Origin of the sequence: Ruegeria sp. HKCCA5763 (genome assembly GCF_013034545.1) — a bacterium.
Taxonomy (GTDB): domain Bacteria; phylum Pseudomonadota; class Alphaproteobacteria; order Rhodobacterales; family Rhodobacteraceae; genus Ruegeria.
Genome location: NZ_WQGF01000001.1, coordinates 413,128 through 430,619 on the forward strand (window position 1 = coordinate 413,128; position 17,492 = coordinate 430,619).

General features: G+C 56.7%; 17 protein-coding genes and 2 tRNA genes. 8 read left to right on the plus strand and 11 right to left on the minus strand.

Annotated elements, in window-relative coordinates:
• Positions 1–11: 11 nt before the first annotated feature.
• A complete protein-coding gene (locus tag GOV89_RS02055) occupies positions 12–437 on the minus strand; it encodes a VOC family protein (RefSeq protein WP_171237330.1) in 426 nt (141 codons plus the stop codon).
• Between the two features lie 191 nt (positions 438–628).
• Here GOV89_RS02055 and GOV89_RS02060 point away from each other — a divergent pair, with 191 nt between their 5' ends.
• Entirely contained in the window at positions 629–2,032 is a 1,404-nt protein-coding gene (locus tag GOV89_RS02060) for an MATE family efflux transporter (RefSeq protein WP_254451489.1), read from the plus strand.
• Between the two features lie 9 nt (positions 2,033–2,041).
• Here the strand turns inward: GOV89_RS02060 and GOV89_RS02065 are convergent, their stop codons facing one another.
• From GOV89_RS02065 to GOV89_RS02100, 8 genes are all read right to left on the minus strand, one after another.
• On the minus strand, positions 2,042–3,139 hold the full coding sequence (locus tag GOV89_RS02065; protein WP_171237331.1) for a M56 family metallopeptidase: 1,098 nt from the start codon (positions 3,137–3,139) through the stop codon (positions 2,042–2,044).
• Positions 3,126–3,521, minus strand: a complete 396-nt coding sequence (locus GOV89_RS02070) for a BlaI/MecI/CopY family transcriptional regulator (RefSeq protein ID WP_171174919.1) — start codon at positions 3,519–3,521, stop codon at positions 3,126–3,128. Before GOV89_RS02070 ends, GOV89_RS02065 begins: the two co-directional genes overlap by 14 nt.
• A gap of 65 nt (positions 3,522–3,586) precedes the next feature.
• On the minus strand, positions 3,587–3,988 hold the full coding sequence (locus tag GOV89_RS02075) for a DUF2160 domain-containing protein (protein WP_171174917.1): 402 nt from the start codon (positions 3,986–3,988) through the stop codon (positions 3,587–3,589).
• An 8-nt stretch (positions 3,989–3,996) separates the two neighbouring features.
• A complete protein-coding gene (locus GOV89_RS02080; RefSeq protein WP_171236423.1) occupies positions 3,997–4,794 on the minus strand; it encodes a carbohydrate ABC transporter permease in 798 nt (265 codons plus the stop codon).
• Positions 4,791–5,654 (minus strand): carbohydrate ABC transporter permease, encoded by an 864-nt coding sequence (locus tag GOV89_RS02085; RefSeq protein WP_171089183.1) that lies wholly within the window; start codon positions 5,652–5,654, stop codon positions 4,791–4,793. Before GOV89_RS02085 ends, GOV89_RS02080 begins: the two co-directional genes overlap by 4 nt.
• Positions 5,651–6,727, minus strand: a complete 1,077-nt coding sequence (locus GOV89_RS02090; RefSeq protein WP_171237332.1) for an ABC transporter ATP-binding protein — start codon at positions 6,725–6,727, stop codon at positions 5,651–5,653. The genes GOV89_RS02085 and GOV89_RS02090 overlap by 4 nt, the downstream gene beginning before the upstream one ends.
• A gap of 1 nt (position 6,728) precedes the next feature.
• Positions 6,729–7,778, minus strand: a complete 1,050-nt coding sequence (locus GOV89_RS02095; RefSeq protein WP_171237333.1) for an ABC transporter ATP-binding protein — start codon at positions 7,776–7,778, stop codon at positions 6,729–6,731.
• A gap of 81 nt (positions 7,779–7,859) precedes the next feature.
• Entirely contained in the window at positions 7,860–9,599 is a 1,740-nt protein-coding gene (locus tag GOV89_RS02100; protein WP_171237334.1) for an ABC transporter substrate-binding protein, read from the minus strand.
• A gap of 244 nt (positions 9,600–9,843) precedes the next feature.
• Between GOV89_RS02100 and GOV89_RS02105 the strand changes: the two genes are divergently transcribed.
• The 7 genes from GOV89_RS02105 to GOV89_RS02135 are packed head-to-tail and all read left to right on the plus strand — an operon-like array spanning position 9,844 to position 17,230.
• Positions 9,844–11,205 carry a V-type ATP synthase subunit B gene (locus tag GOV89_RS02105; RefSeq protein ID WP_171174905.1) on the plus strand — a complete coding sequence of 454 codons (1,362 nt, stop codon included), beginning with the start codon at positions 9,844–9,846 and terminating at the stop codon, positions 11,203–11,205.
• Positions 11,183–11,788 (plus strand): V-type ATP synthase subunit D, encoded by a 606-nt coding sequence (locus GOV89_RS02110; RefSeq protein ID WP_171237335.1) that lies wholly within the window; start codon positions 11,183–11,185, stop codon positions 11,786–11,788. Before GOV89_RS02105 ends, GOV89_RS02110 begins: the two co-directional genes overlap by 23 nt.
• Positions 11,785–13,581 (plus strand): V-type ATP synthase subunit I, encoded by a 1,797-nt coding sequence (locus GOV89_RS02115; protein WP_171174901.1) that lies wholly within the window; start codon positions 11,785–11,787, stop codon positions 13,579–13,581. The genes GOV89_RS02110 and GOV89_RS02115 overlap by 4 nt, the downstream gene beginning before the upstream one ends.
• Positions 13,578–14,021: an ATP synthase subunit C gene (locus tag GOV89_RS02120; protein ID WP_171089197.1), complete on the plus strand. Its 444-nt coding sequence runs from the start codon at positions 13,578–13,580 to the stop codon at positions 14,019–14,021. The genes GOV89_RS02115 and GOV89_RS02120 overlap by 4 nt, the downstream gene beginning before the upstream one ends.
• Positions 14,021–14,698, plus strand: coding sequence for a hypothetical protein (locus GOV89_RS02125; protein WP_171237336.1), 678 nt, complete (start codon positions 14,021–14,023; stop codon positions 14,696–14,698). Before GOV89_RS02120 ends, GOV89_RS02125 begins: the two co-directional genes overlap by 1 nt.
• The gene (locus GOV89_RS02130) at positions 14,670–15,392 is read left to right on the plus strand and encodes a hypothetical protein (protein WP_171237337.1); all 723 of its coding nucleotides are present in this window, start codon (positions 14,670–14,672) and stop codon (positions 15,390–15,392) included. Before GOV89_RS02125 ends, GOV89_RS02130 begins: the two co-directional genes overlap by 29 nt.
• Positions 15,389–17,230 (plus strand): V-type ATP synthase subunit A, encoded by a 1,842-nt coding sequence (locus GOV89_RS02135; RefSeq protein WP_171237338.1) that lies wholly within the window; start codon positions 15,389–15,391, stop codon positions 17,228–17,230. Before GOV89_RS02130 ends, GOV89_RS02135 begins: the two co-directional genes overlap by 4 nt.
• A 9-nt stretch (positions 17,231–17,239) precedes the next feature.
• Here GOV89_RS02135 and GOV89_RS02140 read toward each other — a convergent pair.
• A tRNA-Glu gene (locus GOV89_RS02140) sits at positions 17,240–17,314 on the minus strand.
• Between the two features lie 24 nt (positions 17,315–17,338).
• Positions 17,339–17,413: transfer RNA gene (locus tag GOV89_RS02145), tRNA-Glu, on the minus strand.
• Positions 17,414–17,492: the final 79 nt, after the last annotated feature.

The following is a 17,492-nucleotide window of genomic DNA, read 5'->3' on the forward strand; positions in this document are numbered from 1 at the left end:
CCCTTTACGGATCAGTCGTCCTGAACGACCTGCTGATGGACTTCGATCACATTGCCTTCGGGGTCGTGAAAGAACACCTGATGCCACTCTTTCGCAAATGTAGTCCCATAGTCTGAATAGGGGATGCCGCGTTCGTCCAGCAGCTTCAGGAAGGCGGGTAGATCATCGGTGCGAAAGGCGATGTGGCCGCGCTCGACTGGGTTGATCACCCGCCCGTTCTTGAAGGCCACGTCAAAGGCGCGCTGGGCCAAATGCATCTGCATGTTGCCTTCGGTCGCAAAGCGGATTTTGCCGTCATAGCCGCTGTGTTTGTCAGCTTCGGTGCGCGGGAAATTATCCTGCGGGATATCATCCAGCCCCAGCACGTTAGTGTAAAAATCATGCATACGATCAACATCATCAGCCACGAAGTTGATGTGGTGGAATTCCAGTTTCATGCTCTGCCTCACCTCGGACAATTGGTGTTTCGGCAGTTCTAACACGTCCTCATGGGGCTGTAGATGGCAAAACGGGATAGCGGGTTGTGTCGGGTGTTCATCCGCGACCATAAAGATCGGAACGAAACCGTTGACCCGTGGCGGTGATCTGTGATGCTGGCGGGATAACACACCGACCACCACAGGTTAGAATGTCCAACCAATCTCAAACCGAAGCCGTATTCCTGAGCGGCAATCTGATGCGGCATGTCACCCGCATGTCGTTGACGACAAGCATCGGGCTGATGGCAATTTTTGCAGTCGACTTTGTGGACATGGTCTTCATTTCGATGCTGGGCAACGACGCGTTGGCTGCGGCGGTGGGTTACGCTGGAACGCTTTTGTTTTTCACCAACGCGATCAATATCGGCTTGTCGATTTCTGCCGGGGCGCTGGTTGCACGGGAACTTGGGGCGGGGCGGGCCGAACAGGCAAGGCATTATGCGTCCAGTGTGGCGGTGCTGGGTTTGATCGTCGGGTTGGTCGTACCCGTTCTGGTCTTGTTGAACCTTAGCCATCTGTTGTCATTGCTTGGCGCAGAAGGTGAGGTTCTTAGGCTGGCAATGCGCTATGTCTCGATCATCCTGCCGACAATGTGCGTCATGTCGATTGCCATGGCGGCCATGGCCGTGCTGCGCGCTCGTGGCGATGCACGACGGTCGATGATGGCAACGATCTATGGCGGAGTGGTGAATGCCGTTCTGGACCCGATCCTGATCTTTGCTGTGGGGCTGGGGCTGGATGGGGCCGCGATTGCCTCGGTTCTGGCGCGGCTGTGCATGCTGGCGGCGGCGCTGTGGCCCGCGTTGCGGGTTCATCAGGGCTTTGCACGCCCGTCTTTGAAGCAGGTGGCACAGGACTTGCGCCCTGTGCGGGCCATCGCGATTCCTGCCGTTCTGACAAATGTAGCTACGCCCATTGGGAATGCCATCGTTGTGCGGGAAATTGCGCAATACGGAACGGACGCGGTGGCGGGTATGGCCGTCATAGGTCGTCTGCTTCCAGTGGCCTTTTCGGTCATCTTTGCCTTGTCGGGGGCAATAGGGCCAATCATCGGGCAGAATTTCGGAGCTGAGAAATTCGATCGGGTGCGTACGGCCTTTCTGGCCGGAATCAAATTCACGGGGCTTTATGTTCTGGGTATGGCTGCGATTCTGTTTCTCTTGCGGGCGCCGATTGCGGATTTGTTTGCGGCCGAAGGTGAAACTCGGGTTCTCATTTATTTGTTCTGCGGACCTCTGGCGCTGGCATCGTTTTTCAACGGTGTGATTTTTGTTTCGAATGCCAGCTTTAACAATCTTGGGCATCCAGTCTATTCAACTTGGATCAATTGGGGGCGTCACACGGTAGGAACCTGGGTTTTCGCAACCATCGGATCAAATCTCGCGGGGGCGTCCGGTGTTCTGTTGGGACAAGCTTTTGGCGGCGTCATTTTCGCCTTAATCAGCTGGGTCATGGTTGAGCGCGTGGTTGGCCGACTAAGACGTTTGCTCGCGCCCGAACCATTTGTGGATCAGGGCCGGATTCATTCCCTGTTTGGGCGCCGCGGCTGGTAACGCATCGCATCAGTTGCCCTGATTGCGTGCCTCAAGACGTTCCAGATTGACCACGGTCGACAGCATAAGACGGTCATGGCTCCAGTCTTGTGTTTGCTGGATCGAAGCCGCCCCAAGCGCCAGAAGGGTGGCGAACGTCAGTGACATGCCAAGAAACACCGCTGGCAAAGGCGTCTCGGCGGGCTGTGCATCGGTCAATGCAATCACGCGCTGACGCAGTACGCGTTTGGCTTTTCCACCGGTCACAAAGGCAACGTTTAAGACGCGTGGATTTCTCGTTGAAAGAGTGCGCGCGCAATAGTCCAGAAGACACGTGGTATATTCGCGCGCATCGATCCTATTGCGCGCAACAACGGATTGGTCACATGCCAGTTCACGCAAGCGGCCGAATTGGTACTTGAGCATCAGGTATGCCGGGTTCCAGAACAGCAGAGGGCGCAGAAGCTCAAAGCCGAGTTCCCATTCCACATCGCCCGCGCGAATGTGCTGAAACTCATGGGCCAGCGCAAAGCGCAATTCGCGCGGTGTGTCCAGAAGATGGCTGGGCAGAACGACATGACGGCGGCGCAGCCCGCGCACCGCGAACGGCACGGTAATGCGATCCGAAAGGCGGATATCCACCTTTGCTGATTGCCGCCAAAGGAAGCTGGACCTGACCGTTTGGCGGATCATCACGGCGTCCCGTAAAGCTCGAATGGCATATACAGCCGCAGCGACAGCGAACAGGGCGGCGAGTGAGATGAAAACGGGCTGCTGTCCTGACAAAGCAAGATCGACCCATCTTTCACGTGTATTCAGCAGGGCCTCGAACTGCACGGCAGGCATGGCGATATCACCGCGCAGATAAGCGGCAACCGCTATGTCGCCAAGGGCGACGGCGCTCCCCGGCCATGCGTGAGCGGCCAAAGACGACACACCCAACGCTAGAAAAGGGCTGATCAGAATACAAATGCACAGAACCTTGAGTGCGCGCAGCTGTGCGACATAGCCATGGCGCAGAGTCGTGCGGGTCAGGGCGACGCGTGCCATCAACCAGATGGCCGCCGACAATGCCAGCACTATGTTGAGTTCGATATATGCGTCGAGAACCGGTCTAACCGCTGTCATTTTGCAGTCTCCTCTCTACCAGCGCTCGAATGTCCTCCAGGTCGGCTTCGCTCAGTCCGGCATCATCGACGAGCCGTGCCACCAGTGTGGCTGGGGTGTCGTCGAACAGAGTGCGGGACAGGTTTTGCAGCGAACGGGCCTGATATCTGTCCTTTTCCAAAAGCGGCGTATAGATCAGGGTTTTTCCTGACTTGCGGCTTTCCACAAAACCCTTTTCATCCAGAATACGCAGGATCGTGGCACCAGACGTATAGGCCAGATTGCGTTCTGAGGGCAGGCGGTCCAGGACATCGCGCACCGAGCCTTCCCCGAGAGCCCAGAGCTCGTTCATGAACTCCAGTTCGACCTCGGTCAGCAGATTAGTCGTCTTTTTCTTTCGCATCGATCTCGGTGTCGTCATGGTTCGTATGCCTGACAGACAAGCATCCTTTCGCTGTTTCGCAAAGCTTAAACTTTCCAGAAGACGAAGATACCCCAGCCGATCGACAGGAAAAGTGGCGTCCAGACAGGTTGTCCGACAATTCCCAGCCAGGCGAGGAAGATATAGGCCGAGCCGAGAAGCGTGATGAACAGCCTGTCGCCCAATGTGGTCGTCAATCCCAGCACGCCACGCCGTTCGATCCCATCGCGGTACTTGAACCCTTCGAGCAAGCCAATCAGGGCGATTGCCGAAAAGATACCGACGAACAGGGCCAGAGTTGCTGGCGTCCATGCCATCCAGAAATCGGGCCAAAGGGGATCGGTCCAGGAAAACCCCTTTTCTTCTTGCTGGCCGACATTGCCCCAACCCGCTTGCTGAGCGACAGCCATGGTGGGCAGGAAGGGGAGGGTGAATAGTAGTTTACGCATATCGAACCTCACACTCGGCCCATCGCGAAACCGCGCGCGATGTAGTTGCGGACAAACCAGATGACGATGGCACCGGGTATGATGGTCAGCGTCCCGGCGGCAGCCAGTAGGCCCAGCTCATACCCCGCGCTTGATGCGGTGCGGGTCATCACGGCGGCGATGGGTTTGGCTTCGACTGCAGTCAGGGTTTTCGCCAGCAGCATTTCCACCCATGAGAACATGAAGCAGAAGAAGGCTGCGACGCCGACGCCCGCTTTGATGTTGGGCAGGAAGATCGTCACGAAAAAGCGCGGGAAGGAATAGCCATCGACATAGGCCGTCTCATCCAGTTCTTTCGGGATGCCGCGCATGAAGCCTTCCAGAATCCACACTGCCAATGGCACGTTGAACAATGTGTGTGCCAGTGCAACCGCCAGATGGGTGTCGAACAAGCCGATGGAGGAATAGAGCTGGAAGAACGGCAGAGCGAACACCGCCGCCGGTGCCATTCGGTTGGTCAGCAGCCAGAAGAACAATTGCTTGTCCCCCAGGAACCGATAGCGAGAGAACGCATAAGCCGCAGGTAGTGCCACACAGACCGAAAGCACCGTGTTGATCGTCACATAGAGGATCGAGTTGATATAGCCCCAATACCACGTCGGATCGGTGAAGATGGTGATGTAATTCTCCAGCGTAAAGGTCTGAGGAAATAGGGAAAAGCCCGACAGAATCTCGTTCGTGGTCTTGAAGGACATCGCCACCAGCCAATAGATCGGCAGCATCAGGAACGCGATATAGAGGATCGGGATCAGGGACCGCTTTTTCATTCCGCGTCATCCTTTGTCATCAGTGTGTAGAAGACCCAAGAGACCAGCAGCGTGATGGCGAAATAGATCAGGCTCATCGCGGCCGCCGGGCCTAGGTCGAACTGACCCAGCGCGATCTTAACAAGGTCGATCGACAGCAAGGTGGTTGAGTTGCCGGGGCCACCGCCGGTCAGGACGAAGGGCTCGGTATAGATGTTGAAACTGTCCATAAAGCGCAGCAGAACGGCGATGGTTAGGACGGTCTTCATCTTGGGCAATTGAATATAGCGGAACACGGACCATGGGCTGGCACCGTCGATCTTGGCTGCCTGATAATAGGCGTCCGGGATTGACACGAGGCCCGCGTAGCACAGCAGCACGACCAGCGAGGTCCAGTGCCAGACATCCATGACAATCACAGTGATCCAGGCCGAGATCGGCTGTTGCGTCATGTCATAGTTGATGCCCAAAACATCATTCAAGAAGTATCCCAGCAGGCCGATCTTGGGCAGGGTAAAGATGTTCCACATCGAGCCGACCACGTTCCATGGGATCAACATGGGCAGCGCCATCAGGACCAGACAGACCGGCACCCAGAACCCTTTGCGGGGCATGGACAGCGCCACGATGATGCCCAGTGGAACCTCAATGATCAGGATCAGGAAGGTGAACAGGAATTGCCGACCGAGGGCCGCTTGGAACCGGTCCGACCGTAGGATTTGTTCAAACCAGCCAAGCCCTTCCCAGAAGAACTGGTTGTTGCCGAAGGTTTCCTGCACCGAGTAATTGACCACCGTCATCATTGGCACCAGCGCGTTGAACGCGACCAGCGCCAGCACTGGCAGGACAAAGAACCAGGCCTTTTGGTTTTCCGTTCTCATTGCGCCCGCTCCTGAGTTGCGATCCAGCCGTCACGGTAGACGCGGGATTGTTCTGGTTTGAATTGCAGAAAGACATGCGAGCCTGGGTTGGGCGCGTTGTGTTCCGCCACCGCCTTTACCGGCGTGTCTCCAACCATGGCGCTGACCACATAGTGGCGACCGATGTCCGCAACTTTGGTCACATGCGCAGGGACGCCTGTTTCGCCAAAGCTGATGTATTCCGGGCGAATACCCAGATCGGTGCGGCCACCTTCGCCCAAGGTGGGACCTTCCAACATGACCTCGTGTCCTTCGAACACCGCGCGGTCACCCTTGGCCTCGCAGGGCAGAACATTCATGCCCGGTGAGCCGATGAAATGGCCGACGAATGTGTGTTGGGGCCGCTCGAACAGCTCGACCGGGGTGCCAATCTGCACGACCTCGCCCTCTTGCATCACGACCACTTCGTCCGCGAAAGTCAGCGCTTCGGTTTGGTCGTGGGTCACGTAAATCATGGTGGCCTTGACGCGTTGGTGCAGCTCTTTCAGCTTGGACCGTAGTTTCCATTTCAGATGCGGGTCAATCACGGTCAGCGGTTCATCAAACATCACCGCGTTCACGTCATCACGGACCAGACCGCGCCCCATCGAGATCTTCTGCTTGTTGTCTGGGCTGAGGCCGCTGGCGCGGGTATTCAGCATATCCGTGACGTCCAGCATCTCGGCAATCTCATCGACGCGGCGCTTGATCGTCGCTGCATCTACGCCCCGATTTTTGAGCGGAAAGGCCAGGTTTTCGCCCACGGTCATCGTGTCGTAGATCACCGGGAACTGGAACACCTGTGCGATGTTGCGCTGATCGGGGGGCAGGGCGGTGACGTCCTGGTCATCAAACAGGATCCGACCTTCCGAGGGGGTAAGAAGGCCGGATATGATGTTCAGCAGCGTGGACTTGCCGCAGCCCGACGGCCCGAGCAGAGCGTATGCCCCACCATCGCGCCAGGTCACATCAATTTCTTTCAGCGCATAATCCTCGGGGCCTTTCGGCGCGGGCATGTAGCTGTGTCGCAGGTTTGAAAGCTTGATCTGTGCCATGTCAGGCCACCCTCTTGCCGTCTTGGCTGAAATACCGGCAATGGGCCGGATTCAGGTAGAAATTGTGATCCTCACCAACCTGATAAGGGTGCACGCCAGCGGCCAGAGAGACCCAGTCATCCGATCCGTGCCGAAAATGCGCACTGGAATCCGAGCCGGACAGTTCTGTCACGATGACGCGGCCTGTCAGTTCGACGTCCGCGTCAGACGTACGGAATGGCGTCACTCTGTGCGGGCGCACGGCAACCATGTAATCGCCGTCAGCCATGTCAGAAACAGCCCAGCCTCCGCCGCCCGCCAGTTGCGCCTGAGCGCCCGAAACTGTGATGCTGGCCACGTTTATCGGCGGGTCAGAAAAGACGCGCGCGGCGGCGATGTTTTCAGGGTTGCGGTAAATGTCTGCGGTCGGTCCGAATTGAGTCACGCGACCATCTTCCATCAAGGCCGTGTAGCCGCCCAGCAAAAGAGCCTCTTCGGGTTCCGAGGTGGCGTAAACCACCACTGCGCCGCGTCCAGCGAACAGGTCCGGCAACTGTTCGCGCAGTTCCTCGCGCAGTTTGTAATCCAGGTTCGCCAGCGGTTCATCCAGGAAGACCGCACGACTTTCTTTCGCGATGGCCCGAGCCAGCGCAGTACGTTGCTGTTGGCCTCCCGACAGCTCATGCGGGCGGCGGTGTAACATGGGGCGTAATTGAAGCAGATCGGCGGCCTCTTCCACGCGGCCCTCGATTTCGGACTTTACCATGCCAGCTACGCGCAAGGGCGAGGCGATGTTGTCAAAAACGGTCATGTGGGGGTAGTTCACGAAGAATTGGTGCACCAGGCTGATCTGTCGCTTTTGCGTGTTCAGCCGAGTCACGTCCTGCCCATCCATAAGGACCTTGCCCGAGGCGATCGGGTCCAGCCCGGCCATCATCTTGATCAGAGAGGTTTTGCCCGATCCGGTCGCTCCCAACAGAACGTTGAAGTGACCTGTATGAAGCTTCAGGTTTGTGGGCTTGATATGGATGACGTTGCCGACCCTTTTGGTCGCGTCTTGAAGTTCGATCATGTCCGTGAGTTCCGGTCCTTCAGTGCATCGCACTGGCCTTGGGATGGGGATGCCGCATACGGCATCCCCGATTGCTTTGGCTTACTGAGACTGCCAGCGCTGAACCAGCTCGTCATAGTTGACGGTCTGGCCCTGTGGCTTTTCGTTCTCAAGCTTGGCTTTGGGCGAACCTGCTTTTTCCAACCAGAAGGACGCATCCTGCGGTTCATTCAAGCGGGGGCCACAGCCACCGTAGACACCGGCGCTTTCATCCGCGGCCTGCATACGGGCCATGGTGATGTCCATCTCTTCGGCCAGACGGTCCATCGCCTCTTGCGGGGTAAAGGCACCTGAGTTCACGTCACCAATCTGCTGCCACCAAATCTGGGCCAGTTTCGGATAGTCCGGAACGTTGATGCCGGTCGGCGACCACGCCACACGGTCAGGCGAGCGATAGAACTCGACCAAACCACCCAGTTTGGGTGCGCGTTCGGTGAACGACTCGTGGTTGACCGAGCTGTCGCGGATGAAGGTCAGACCCACATGGGACTTCTTCACGTCAACAGTCTTGGACGTCACGAACTGAGCGTACAGCCACGCAGCCTGAGCACGATCCGAGGGGGTCGATTTCAGGAAGGTCCACGAACCCACGTCTTGGTATCCAACCTTCTGGCCTTCTTCCCAATAGGGGCCATGCGGGCTGGGCGCCATCCGCCACAGCGGTGTGCCTTCGTCATCCACGGTGTTGTTGCCTTCGGACTTCGGCTTCACCATGTCAGCAGTAAAGGCGGTATACCAGAAGATCTGCTGCGCCACGTTGCCTTGGCTGAGCGCAGGCAGCGACTGGTAGAAGTCATAAGACGCCGCACCCGGAGGCGCGTAGGCCCGCAACCACTCATCCCATTTTCGGATCGCATAGACCGCAGCCGGACCGTTTGCTGCACCACCGCGCGATACGGATGCGCCAACAGGGTTACAGGTGCCCGCTTCCATGCGGATGCCCCATTCATCGACCGGAACACCGTTCGGCTCGCCCACGTCACCGGCACCAGCCATCGACAGCCAGGCGTCAGTCATACGCCAGCCAAGGTCAGGCGCGCGCTTGCCATAGTCCATGTGGCCATAGATCGTGACGCCGTCGACTTCCTTCACGTCATTGGTGAAGAATTCGGCGATATCCTCATAGGCTGACCAGTTGACCGGAACACCCAGATCATAGCCGTACTTTTCTTTGAACGCGGCCTTGTTGGCTTCGTCATCGAACCAGTCCTTGCGGAACCAGTAAAGGTTCGCAAACTGCTGATCGGGCAACTGATACAGCTTGCCGTCGGGACCGGTGGTGAACTGAATGCCCATGAAGTCATCCAGGTCCAGCGTCGGCGAGGTTGTCGCCGCCCAATCGCCGCCCATCATGTCGGTCAGCGGATAGGCCAGTTGCAGACGCGAATGCGTACCGATCAGGTCACTGTCGTTGACATAGCCGTCATACAGGTTCCGGCCCGTCTGCATCTGAGTCTGAACAGCCTGAACCACTTCACCTTCACCCAGGATTTGGTGGTTGACCTTGATGCCGGTGATTTCTTCGAACGCCTTGGTCAGAACCTCGGATTCGTAAGAATGGGTCGGGATGCCCTCGGACAGGACATTGATTTCCATGCCAGCATAGGGTTGTGCAGCTTCGATGAACCACTGCATCTCTGCCATCTGTTCGTCTTTCGACAAGGTCGATGGCTGGAATTCGTCGTCGATCCAACGTTGTGCTGCGGCTTCGTCGGCCCAAACGGGACCGTGCCCCGCAATGACGGCAGCCGCCGCCACTGCGGAAAGTAGATGTCTCCGCATCTGTCTCCTCCCAAAGATTATGGTTTCCGGCGGTAACCGGATGCCGGACAGCATCAGCGATTTTTTGCGTACCTGTCAAACTAAATTTTTAGTAATTGACGCCCGGGCATCTTTGGATGGGTGATGTTGAACTCATTTGCTAATTTGTGAATTCGTTGTAAGCTAATGCCGTTATTGCAAAAAATTGCCGGTGAACAACGCCGCGAGTTTAACAGAAAACAACTTGGATCAGCGAGGGTAGATGATGTCCCGAAGCTTGTTGAAATACACCCGAGTTCTGGAAATTGTAGGCGACACGATCAAAGTTCGGGTGCCGGTTGAGGGCGAAGGAAACCCTGCTGTTCGATACAACGACCTCGCCGTCATTGAAACTGTAGATGGCCGAAAAACATTGGCCCAGGCGATCTTCATCGACCGGGATGTTGTGACGCTTCAGGTGTTTTCCGGCACCAAGGGGATTTCGACCGAGGCGACGGCGACCTTTCTTGGTCACCCGATGCAGACACCGTATTCGGCCAATATTCTGGGGCGGGTCTTTGATGGCGCAGGGGTGCCGATAGACGGTGGGCCAGATCTGTCTTCCGAGCCCCGAATCGACATTGGCGGACCGACCGTAAACCCGGCTGAGCGCGCCGTTCCCAACAAAATGATCCGCACCGACGTGCCAATGATCGACGTGTTCAACACATTGGTCGAAAGTCAGAAAATCCCGATTTTTTCAGTTTCGGGTGAGCCATTCAACGCGTTCCTCAGCCGAATCGGCATTCAGGCAGATGCGGACATTGTCGTTTTCGGCGGCTTGGGGCTGATCTTTGACGATTACCACACATTCCGAACTTCGTTCGAGGATGCTGGCGTGTTCTCACGCACTGTGATGTTCGTCAATCAGGCAATGGACCCTTTGGTCGAACGACTGTTGGTCCCTGACATGGCTCTGGCGGTGGCTGAGAAATTTGCGGTGGAAGAGGGCAAGCGCGTTCTCGTTCTGCTGACCGATATGACAGCTTATGCCGACGCGATGAAAGAAGTGGGGATCAGTCAGGAACGCGTGCCGTCCCAGCGGGGCTATATGGGCGATCTCTATTCGCAGCTCGCACGCCGGTACGAAAAGGCGTGCGATTACGCCAAGGGTGGATCGGTCACGGTTCTGACTGTGACAACGATGCCCGGTAATGACGTAACCCACCCGGTCCCCGATAACACCGGCTACATCACTGAAGGCCAGTTCTATCTCCACTCTGGCGTGATTGATCCGTTCGGCAGCCTGTCGCGCCTCAAGCAGAACGTAATCGGCAAGACCACGCGCGAAGATCACGGCCAGATCATGAACACGATGATCCGTTTCTATTCAGAAAGCCGCGATGCCGCGCAAAAGCAGGCGATGGCGTTTGATCTTTCCGACTATGACCATCAATTGCTGAAGTTTGGAGGATTGTTCCGTGCACGGTTCATGAACATCAACGTTTCCATCCCTCTGGAGGAGGCGCTGGACCTGGGCTGGAAGACACTAGCAGAGTGTTTTGCGCCAGAACAATTGTTGATGAAACAGACCCTGATCGACAAGTATTTCCCAAAGGATGCCAATGGCGCGGTTGCAGCTGAATAAATCGTCACTGGCCCGCCAGCAGACGCAGCTGAAAAGCTACGAGCGGTTCCTGCCGTCGCTGGACCTGAAGCGCCAGCAGTTGATGGCCGAACGAGTGAAAGCGCGTGAGGACGTCAAACGCCTTGAGCAAGAGGTGGCGGCCCTAGCGCAGCAGGTGGGTGAAAAGCTTCCCATGCTGGCCCAGCAGGGTATCGATCTGGACGGTCTGGTTGAGCTTAAGTACTACAAGGTCAAAGAGGTCAACGTGGTTGGCGTCAAAATGCCTGACCTTGACCGGATCGAAGTTGTCGTGCGTCCTTATTCCGTGCTTGCCAAACCCCATTGGGTTGATGCCGCCGCGCAGTTGCTACATGACATGATCGAAGCGCGCCTGCGGGTCAAAATCGCCGAGGAGCGCGTGCGCATTTTCGACAAGGCGGTGGCCACGATTACGCAGCGGGTCAACCTGTTCGAAAAGGTTCTGATCCCCCGTGCCAAGGCCAACATCAAGAAGATCCGCATCTATCTGAGTGACGAACAAATGCAGGCGGTCGTGCAGTCAAAAATCTCTAAACGCAAACACGCGCGAGAGGTTTTGACATGAGCGTCGCACGTTTGAAGAAGATGTCTCTGATCGGGCCGGCAGCCCAAAAATCGGACACGCTTGAGGCGCTGCAAGACCTTGGCTGTATGCATGTTCTACCGCTTGTTCCCCCGCCGAATGAACCTGAAAAGATCAGCGAACGTGGTGCAAGAGAAGCGTATAAAGCGTTGCGTTTCCTTGCAGAAGTTCCCGAGCCACGGCGCCAGATCCAGCGAAACCCCGGTTTTGACATGGACGGTTTCGTGAATGAGGTGACTGACCTCATGCAGCGCACTCGGGATACGATGGACCGGCGGGATTTTCTGGCGCATCGTATCGCTCAGGTGCGGCCCTGGGGTGATCTGGACTTCCCGCCAACGGATGTTTTGGCAGGCAATCGGCTGTGGTTCTATCAGTTGCCACTGAAACACCGTGAAGCTCTGTCAGAGGTCAAATTGCCCTGGGCGATTTTGGAAGAAGACCACCGATTTCTTTACGCGGTCCTGATCTCTCCCGACGAGCCCGACGATGACATTCTTCCGATCCCGCGCACGCATGTGGGTTCGTTGCCCATTCACGAGCTTGAGGCGCAACTGGAGGAGGCCGAAATCGCGCTTGAGGCCTTAGAGGCAGAGCGCGTGGCGCAAACCCGCTATCTGACCTTGATGCGCCGGAACCTGTCCGTTGCAGAAAGCGCCGCCGAACTGGCTCATGCAAAGCAGAAAGTACGCGATGAAGAGGCAGTTTTTGCTGTGCAGGGCTGGGTCCCCAAAGACCGTATGGACGCTGTATTGGAATTGGCGAAAGCAAAAGATGCGGCAGTTCTGATCGAAGAACCGGGGCCGGAAGATACCCCGCCCACATTATTGGAACAGCCTGAAAAACGTAGTTCTGCGGTGGACTTGGCGCTGTTTTATCAAGTACCCGGCTATAAGGATTGGGACCCCAGCGTGATCGTCGCAGCCTCGTTCGCGTTCTTCTTCGCAATGATCGTGGCAGATGCTGGATACGGGGTCGTAATCCTGCTGGGCCTTTTGCTGTTCTGGAAGCGTATGGGCGCGACTGCGGGTCAGCGATCGTGGCGTCTTTATGGGCTGACCGTTTCTGGGGCTACAATCCTCTACGGCATCTTGGTCGGCAGTTACTTTGGGGTTTCTCCATCTGCAGGTTCGATCTGGGCAAAGCTCAAGGTGCTGGATTTGAACAATTTCGGCGCAATGATGATGGTGTCGATTGTGGTTGGTGTCTTGCATCTGGTTCTGGCCAACGCATTAGCGGCCCATGCCGCGTGGGGGCAACGCAAGGCGATTGCCAATCTGGGTTGGATTGCTGCCTTGATCGGCGGGTTTGTACTGTGGCTTAGCTATATGAACGGCAAATCGCCTGTGCCGGGGTCGGCGATCCTGATCCTCGGCGTTGCGGCGATTGTCTTGTTTTCCAGTGAGCGGATGATCCAGAAGCCGACAGACTGGATCTGGCGTCTGATCGAGGGCTTGCAAAGCCTAGCAGGGGCGATGGGCGCGTTTGGCGATGTCCTTAGCTATATGCGCCTGTTTGCGCTTGGTCTGGCTTCGGCGTCGCTGGCGATCACGTTCAACGATCTGGCCGTTTCCGTCATGCAGGCGCTGAAAGGGCCGGGCATTCTGTTTGGGCTGCTGATCCTGATCATCGGTCACGTTTTGAACTTCGCGCTCGCCATGATGAGCGGCGTCGTCCACGGCTTACGTCTCAATTACATCGAATTCTTTAAATGGGGTCTGCCGGATGAAGGCATCGTGTTTCGTCCGTTTGCCCGCAAGGAGGTTCAGGAATGAATGAGCTTGTTCTTACACTGGGTTGGCTGGGCATCTATGCGCCTATGGCGTTGGGGGCTGCGGCAAGCGCCATTGGCTGTTCGATTGCGGGGATGGCCAGTATCGGAGCCATGACAGAAACCGAAGGCGGCTACGGGCGTTTCGTCGGCGTTTCGGCCTTTCCGTCCACGATGGTGATCTATGGGATTGTCATCATGTTCACCCTGAACCGCGCCGTGACACCGGAAAACGCAGGCGGATTGTTCGGCATTGGCATTCTGTCGGGCATTGCACTGATGTATTGCGGCATCTGGCAAGGTCGAGCCTGTGCGGCAGCAATCAACGCCACCAAGGAAAAGCCCGAAATTTTTGGCCTCGCGCTCGCACCGGCTGCGATTATCGAAGGCTTTGGTGTTTTTGCCTTTGTGTTCGCCTTGGTCATTAGTGCGGGGATCAGCTGATGGCACAGACCGGAGCAATTTCACATGGCGTTGATGCCCTGATCGACAAGCTGCGCAACGATGGGGTTGCCGCAGGTCAGGCCGAAGCCGAGAAGCTGCGCGAAGACGCCAAGGCCGAGGCCGCGCGCATTCTGGCGGATGCAAAACGCGAAGCCGATGAGTTTAAGAAGAAAGCCCGCACAGAATCTGACAACTACCGTGCAGCGGGTGAAGAAGCGTTGAACACCGCGATGCGGGACGCCGTGTTGACCATGAAGGCCGGTCTGACGGATCGCTTCAAAGAAGACGTTGAACGCCTTGTGACCAAAGAGATGTCCGATCCTGAGCTTCTTAGGCAAATGATACTGGAGGTTGTCGGTCGGGCCAGTGAGGGAGCCAATCTGGACGGCAAGGTTCAGGTCATTTTGCCTACCAAGGTCGCCACGCAGGAAGACATCAAGCAAAACGCGGATGACATTCAATCTGGTCAGCTGACGAAGTATGTTCTTGGACTGACGGCGAAGATGCTGCGCGAGAATGTCGAACTGCATGTGGCAGACGACACCCAAGAAGGCATCCGCGTTCGGGCAGAGGACGAGGGAGTCGTTCTGGACCTGACAGACAAGGCGGTGGCTTCATTGCTAATGGAGCATTTGCAGCCGAGATTCCGTGCCGTTCTGGAAGGGGTCATCCGCTGAGATGTCAGAGCAGGACGCCTATATCGCATTGATGTGCAGTCTTCCGGGATCGGAGCGCTTGTTTGTTGCCAAACAGCCTCCGCTTTCGCGCATCAGGCTCGACCGTCGGTTGACGGCTCTGACAGCGGATGATGCCAAGGTCTTGAATGTTCTTGAGCACACGCTGAGCTGGAGCGCCTATGACATGGATGTCACTGACGTTCAGGCAATCCAGCGCTGTAAACAGGCGTTGATGGACATCCCACAGCCCACCTTACGCAAGCTCTTTATGGAGCGCGTGGAACTCCGCTCGGTTGTTGCAGCACTGCGCCTTAGAAAACGCGGAGAACCCGCGCCTTCAGGCTCGTTCGGCGTCGGACGATGGAGCCGCCACATTCCAGCCTACTGGACCGATCCTACATTTGGGCTGGATACGCCCATGCCGTGGCTGAAAGAGGCGCACCAATTGCTCGAAGACGAAGATCCGCTTGGACTGGAACGTCTGCTTTTGTCGATCAGCCACAAGCAACTCAAACGACATGCAGCCCGCCACATGTTCGATTTTGAGGCGGTCGCGATTTATGTTCTGATCTGGAATATTTTCGACCGCTGGGCGCAAAGCAGCGCCACCGAGGCGGCCAAGCGATTTGAGAAACTGGCGCAACAGGCCATGGCCGATGTCGCCGATATCGATTTTGAGGGAGCAAGCGCATGACAGCCCCAACCTCAGCTAAGCAAACCTCGACTGCACGGGTCGTCTCGGTTCAGGAAGGGCTTGTGCAAATACAAGCCAACCCGGACGCGACCGGTCAGCCAGGCCAATTGGTCAAAAACGAGGTGGTGTTCATCTTGCCATCGCGCCCCAGTCCCGGTGGGCGTCAGGAACGTCTGAAAGCCGAAGTGCTGCGAGTGCGTGGCGATACCGCAGACGTACAGGTCTATGAAAGTACCGACGGCGTGGCTGTTGGCGATCCGGTTGAGCAATCGGGTCAGTTGCTGTCGGTTGAGCTGGGGCCGGGACTATTGGGGCAGGTGTTTGACGGGTTGCAATCGCCTCTGCCCAAAGTGGCCGCCGAATTTGGCACCTTCCTGCCACGCGGTGCAGATGTGGCGCCCTTGGATGAGCTGGCGAAATGGTCCTTTACGCCTTCGGTCAAGGTTGGCGACGCAGTAACTGCTGGGGACAGTATCGGGACAGTGCCCGAGGGACACTTTAGCCACAAGATCTTGCTGCCATTCAATTGGTCCGGTACATACAAGGTGGTCTGGGTACAAAAGGGCGCGGCCACGATCCATGACATTGTCGCGCGCCTTGAAGACGAAAACGGGGGCGAGCATACTCTGACCTTGTCGCAGAAATGGCCGGTTCGACGGCCATTGCCGGAAAACATCCTGAAACGCACCTTGTCCGAGCGCCTGTATCCGACCGAGCCTGTTCTGACTTCACAACGTTTGATCGACACGTTCTTCCCGATTGCCCGCGGCGGAACCGCCTGTATTCCCGGACCGTTCGGGGCAGGCAAGACCGTATTGCAGAACCTGATCGCGCGGAACGCAAAGGTCGATATCGTGATAGTTGTAGCCTGCGGTGAACGTGCGGGTGAGGTGGTGGAAACCATCGAGGAATTCCCGAAGATGACCGATCCGACCACGGGGGGTAGCCTGATGGATCGGACAATTATCATCTGTAATACGTCCTCGATGCCGGTTGCCGCGCGCGAGGCTTCGATCTTCACTGGCATTACGTTGGGCGAATATTACCGGCAGATGGGCTATGACGTATTGCTGATCGCCGACAGCACAAGCCGCTGGGCGCAAGCCATGCGTGAAACCTCGGGCAAGCTTGAGGAAATTCCAGGCGAAGAAGGGTTCCCCGCCTATCTGGAAAGCTCCATCAAAGGGTTGTACGAGCGGGCAGGGGCCCTGAAAACCAACGACGGTGATCTGGGCAGTCTGACGCTGATCGGAACGGTTTCACCTGCGGGCGGTAATTTTGACGAGCCTGTCACGCAATCCACCCTGTCGACGGTCAAGTGCTTCCTCGGCCTGTCGTCCGAGCGTGCCTATAAACGCTTTTATCCGGCGGTTGACCCGATGCTCAGCTGGTCTCGGTACACAGATCAGTTGTCGGATTGGTACGACAAGAATGCCGAACCCGGCTGGACGGGTAAAGTGCGCGACCTGATCGCTCTGATCGAAAAGGGCGAACAGGTTGACCAGATGATGCAGGTCACGGGGGAAGAGGGTGTCACGATCGACGACTTTGTAACACAGCAAAAAGCGCTGTTTGTTGACATGGTCTACTTGCAGCAAGACGCCTTCGACAAGGTCGATGCGACCGTTCCGCTGGAGCGGCAGAAAATGACGTTCAAGCTTATCTATGATGTCACGCAATCCAAAGCGGCCTTCTCGGACAAAGCCGAAGTACGGCAAGTGTTTACGCAGCTGACCGGGTTGATAAAGAACTTCCATTATGCGGCGGAAAACACGCCAGAATACAAATCGATTTGGACCCAGATCAAAGATCTATGCCGCGAAAAATTCGGAACTTAGGGAAGGAAATGGTAGCCCGTAGGGGAATCGAACCCCTCTTTCCAGGTTGAAAACCTGGCGTCCTAACCGATAGACGAACGGGCCATTTGGTAGTGGCGCAAGCACAAGTGGTAGCCCGTAGGGGAATCGAACCCCTCTTTCCAGGTTGAAAACCTGGCGTCCTAACCGATAGACGAACGGGCCACGCTGGCTTGTGGAGGGCCTTTTACGGTTTCACCGTGACCCCCGCAAGCGGAAAAATGCAGGGATGTGAAAGTTTTTT

Excerpts from the sequence above, each read along its gene's own strand:
- GOV89_RS02055 (WP_171237330.1), bottom strand. The coding sequence starts at position 437 with ATGAAACTGGAATTCCACCACATCAACTTCGTGGCTGATGATGTTGAT.
- GOV89_RS02060 (WP_254451489.1), top strand. The coding sequence starts at position 629 with ATGTCCAACCAATCTCAAACCGAAGCCGTATTCCTGAGCGGCAATCTG.
- GOV89_RS02065 (WP_171237331.1), bottom strand. The coding sequence starts at position 3,139 with ATGACAGCGGTTAGACCGGTTCTCGACGCATATATCGAACTCAACATA.
- GOV89_RS02070 (WP_171174919.1), bottom strand. The coding sequence starts at position 3,521 with ATGCGAAAGAAAAAGACGACTAATCTGCTGACCGAGGTCGAACTGGAG.
- GOV89_RS02075 (WP_171174917.1), bottom strand. The coding sequence starts at position 3,988 with ATGCGTAAACTACTATTCACCCTCCCCTTCCTGCCCACCATGGCTGTC.
- GOV89_RS02080 (WP_171236423.1), bottom strand. The coding sequence starts at position 4,794 with ATGAAAAAGCGGTCCCTGATCCCGATCCTCTATATCGCGTTCCTGATG.
- GOV89_RS02085 (WP_171089183.1), bottom strand. The coding sequence starts at position 5,654 with ATGAGAACGGAAAACCAAAAGGCCTGGTTCTTTGTCCTGCCAGTGCTG.
- GOV89_RS02090 (WP_171237332.1), bottom strand. The coding sequence starts at position 6,727 with ATGGCACAGATCAAGCTTTCAAACCTGCGACACAGCTACATGCCCGCG.
- GOV89_RS02095 (WP_171237333.1), bottom strand. The coding sequence starts at position 7,778 with ATGATCGAACTTCAAGACGCGACCAAAAGGGTCGGCAACGTCATCCAT.
- GOV89_RS02100 (WP_171237334.1), bottom strand. The coding sequence starts at position 9,599 with ATGCGGAGACATCTACTTTCCGCAGTGGCGGCGGCTGCCGTCATTGCG.
- GOV89_RS02105 (WP_171174905.1), top strand. The coding sequence starts at position 9,844 with ATGTCCCGAAGCTTGTTGAAATACACCCGAGTTCTGGAAATTGTAGGC.
- GOV89_RS02110 (WP_171237335.1), top strand. The coding sequence starts at position 11,183 with ATGGCGCGGTTGCAGCTGAATAAATCGTCACTGGCCCGCCAGCAGACG.
- GOV89_RS02115 (WP_171174901.1), top strand. The coding sequence starts at position 11,785 with ATGAGCGTCGCACGTTTGAAGAAGATGTCTCTGATCGGGCCGGCAGCC.
- GOV89_RS02120 (WP_171089197.1), top strand. The coding sequence starts at position 13,578 with ATGAATGAGCTTGTTCTTACACTGGGTTGGCTGGGCATCTATGCGCCT.
- GOV89_RS02125 (WP_171237336.1), top strand. The coding sequence starts at position 14,021 with ATGGCACAGACCGGAGCAATTTCACATGGCGTTGATGCCCTGATCGAC.
- GOV89_RS02135 (WP_171237338.1), top strand. The coding sequence starts at position 15,389 with ATGACAGCCCCAACCTCAGCTAAGCAAACCTCGACTGCACGGGTCGTC.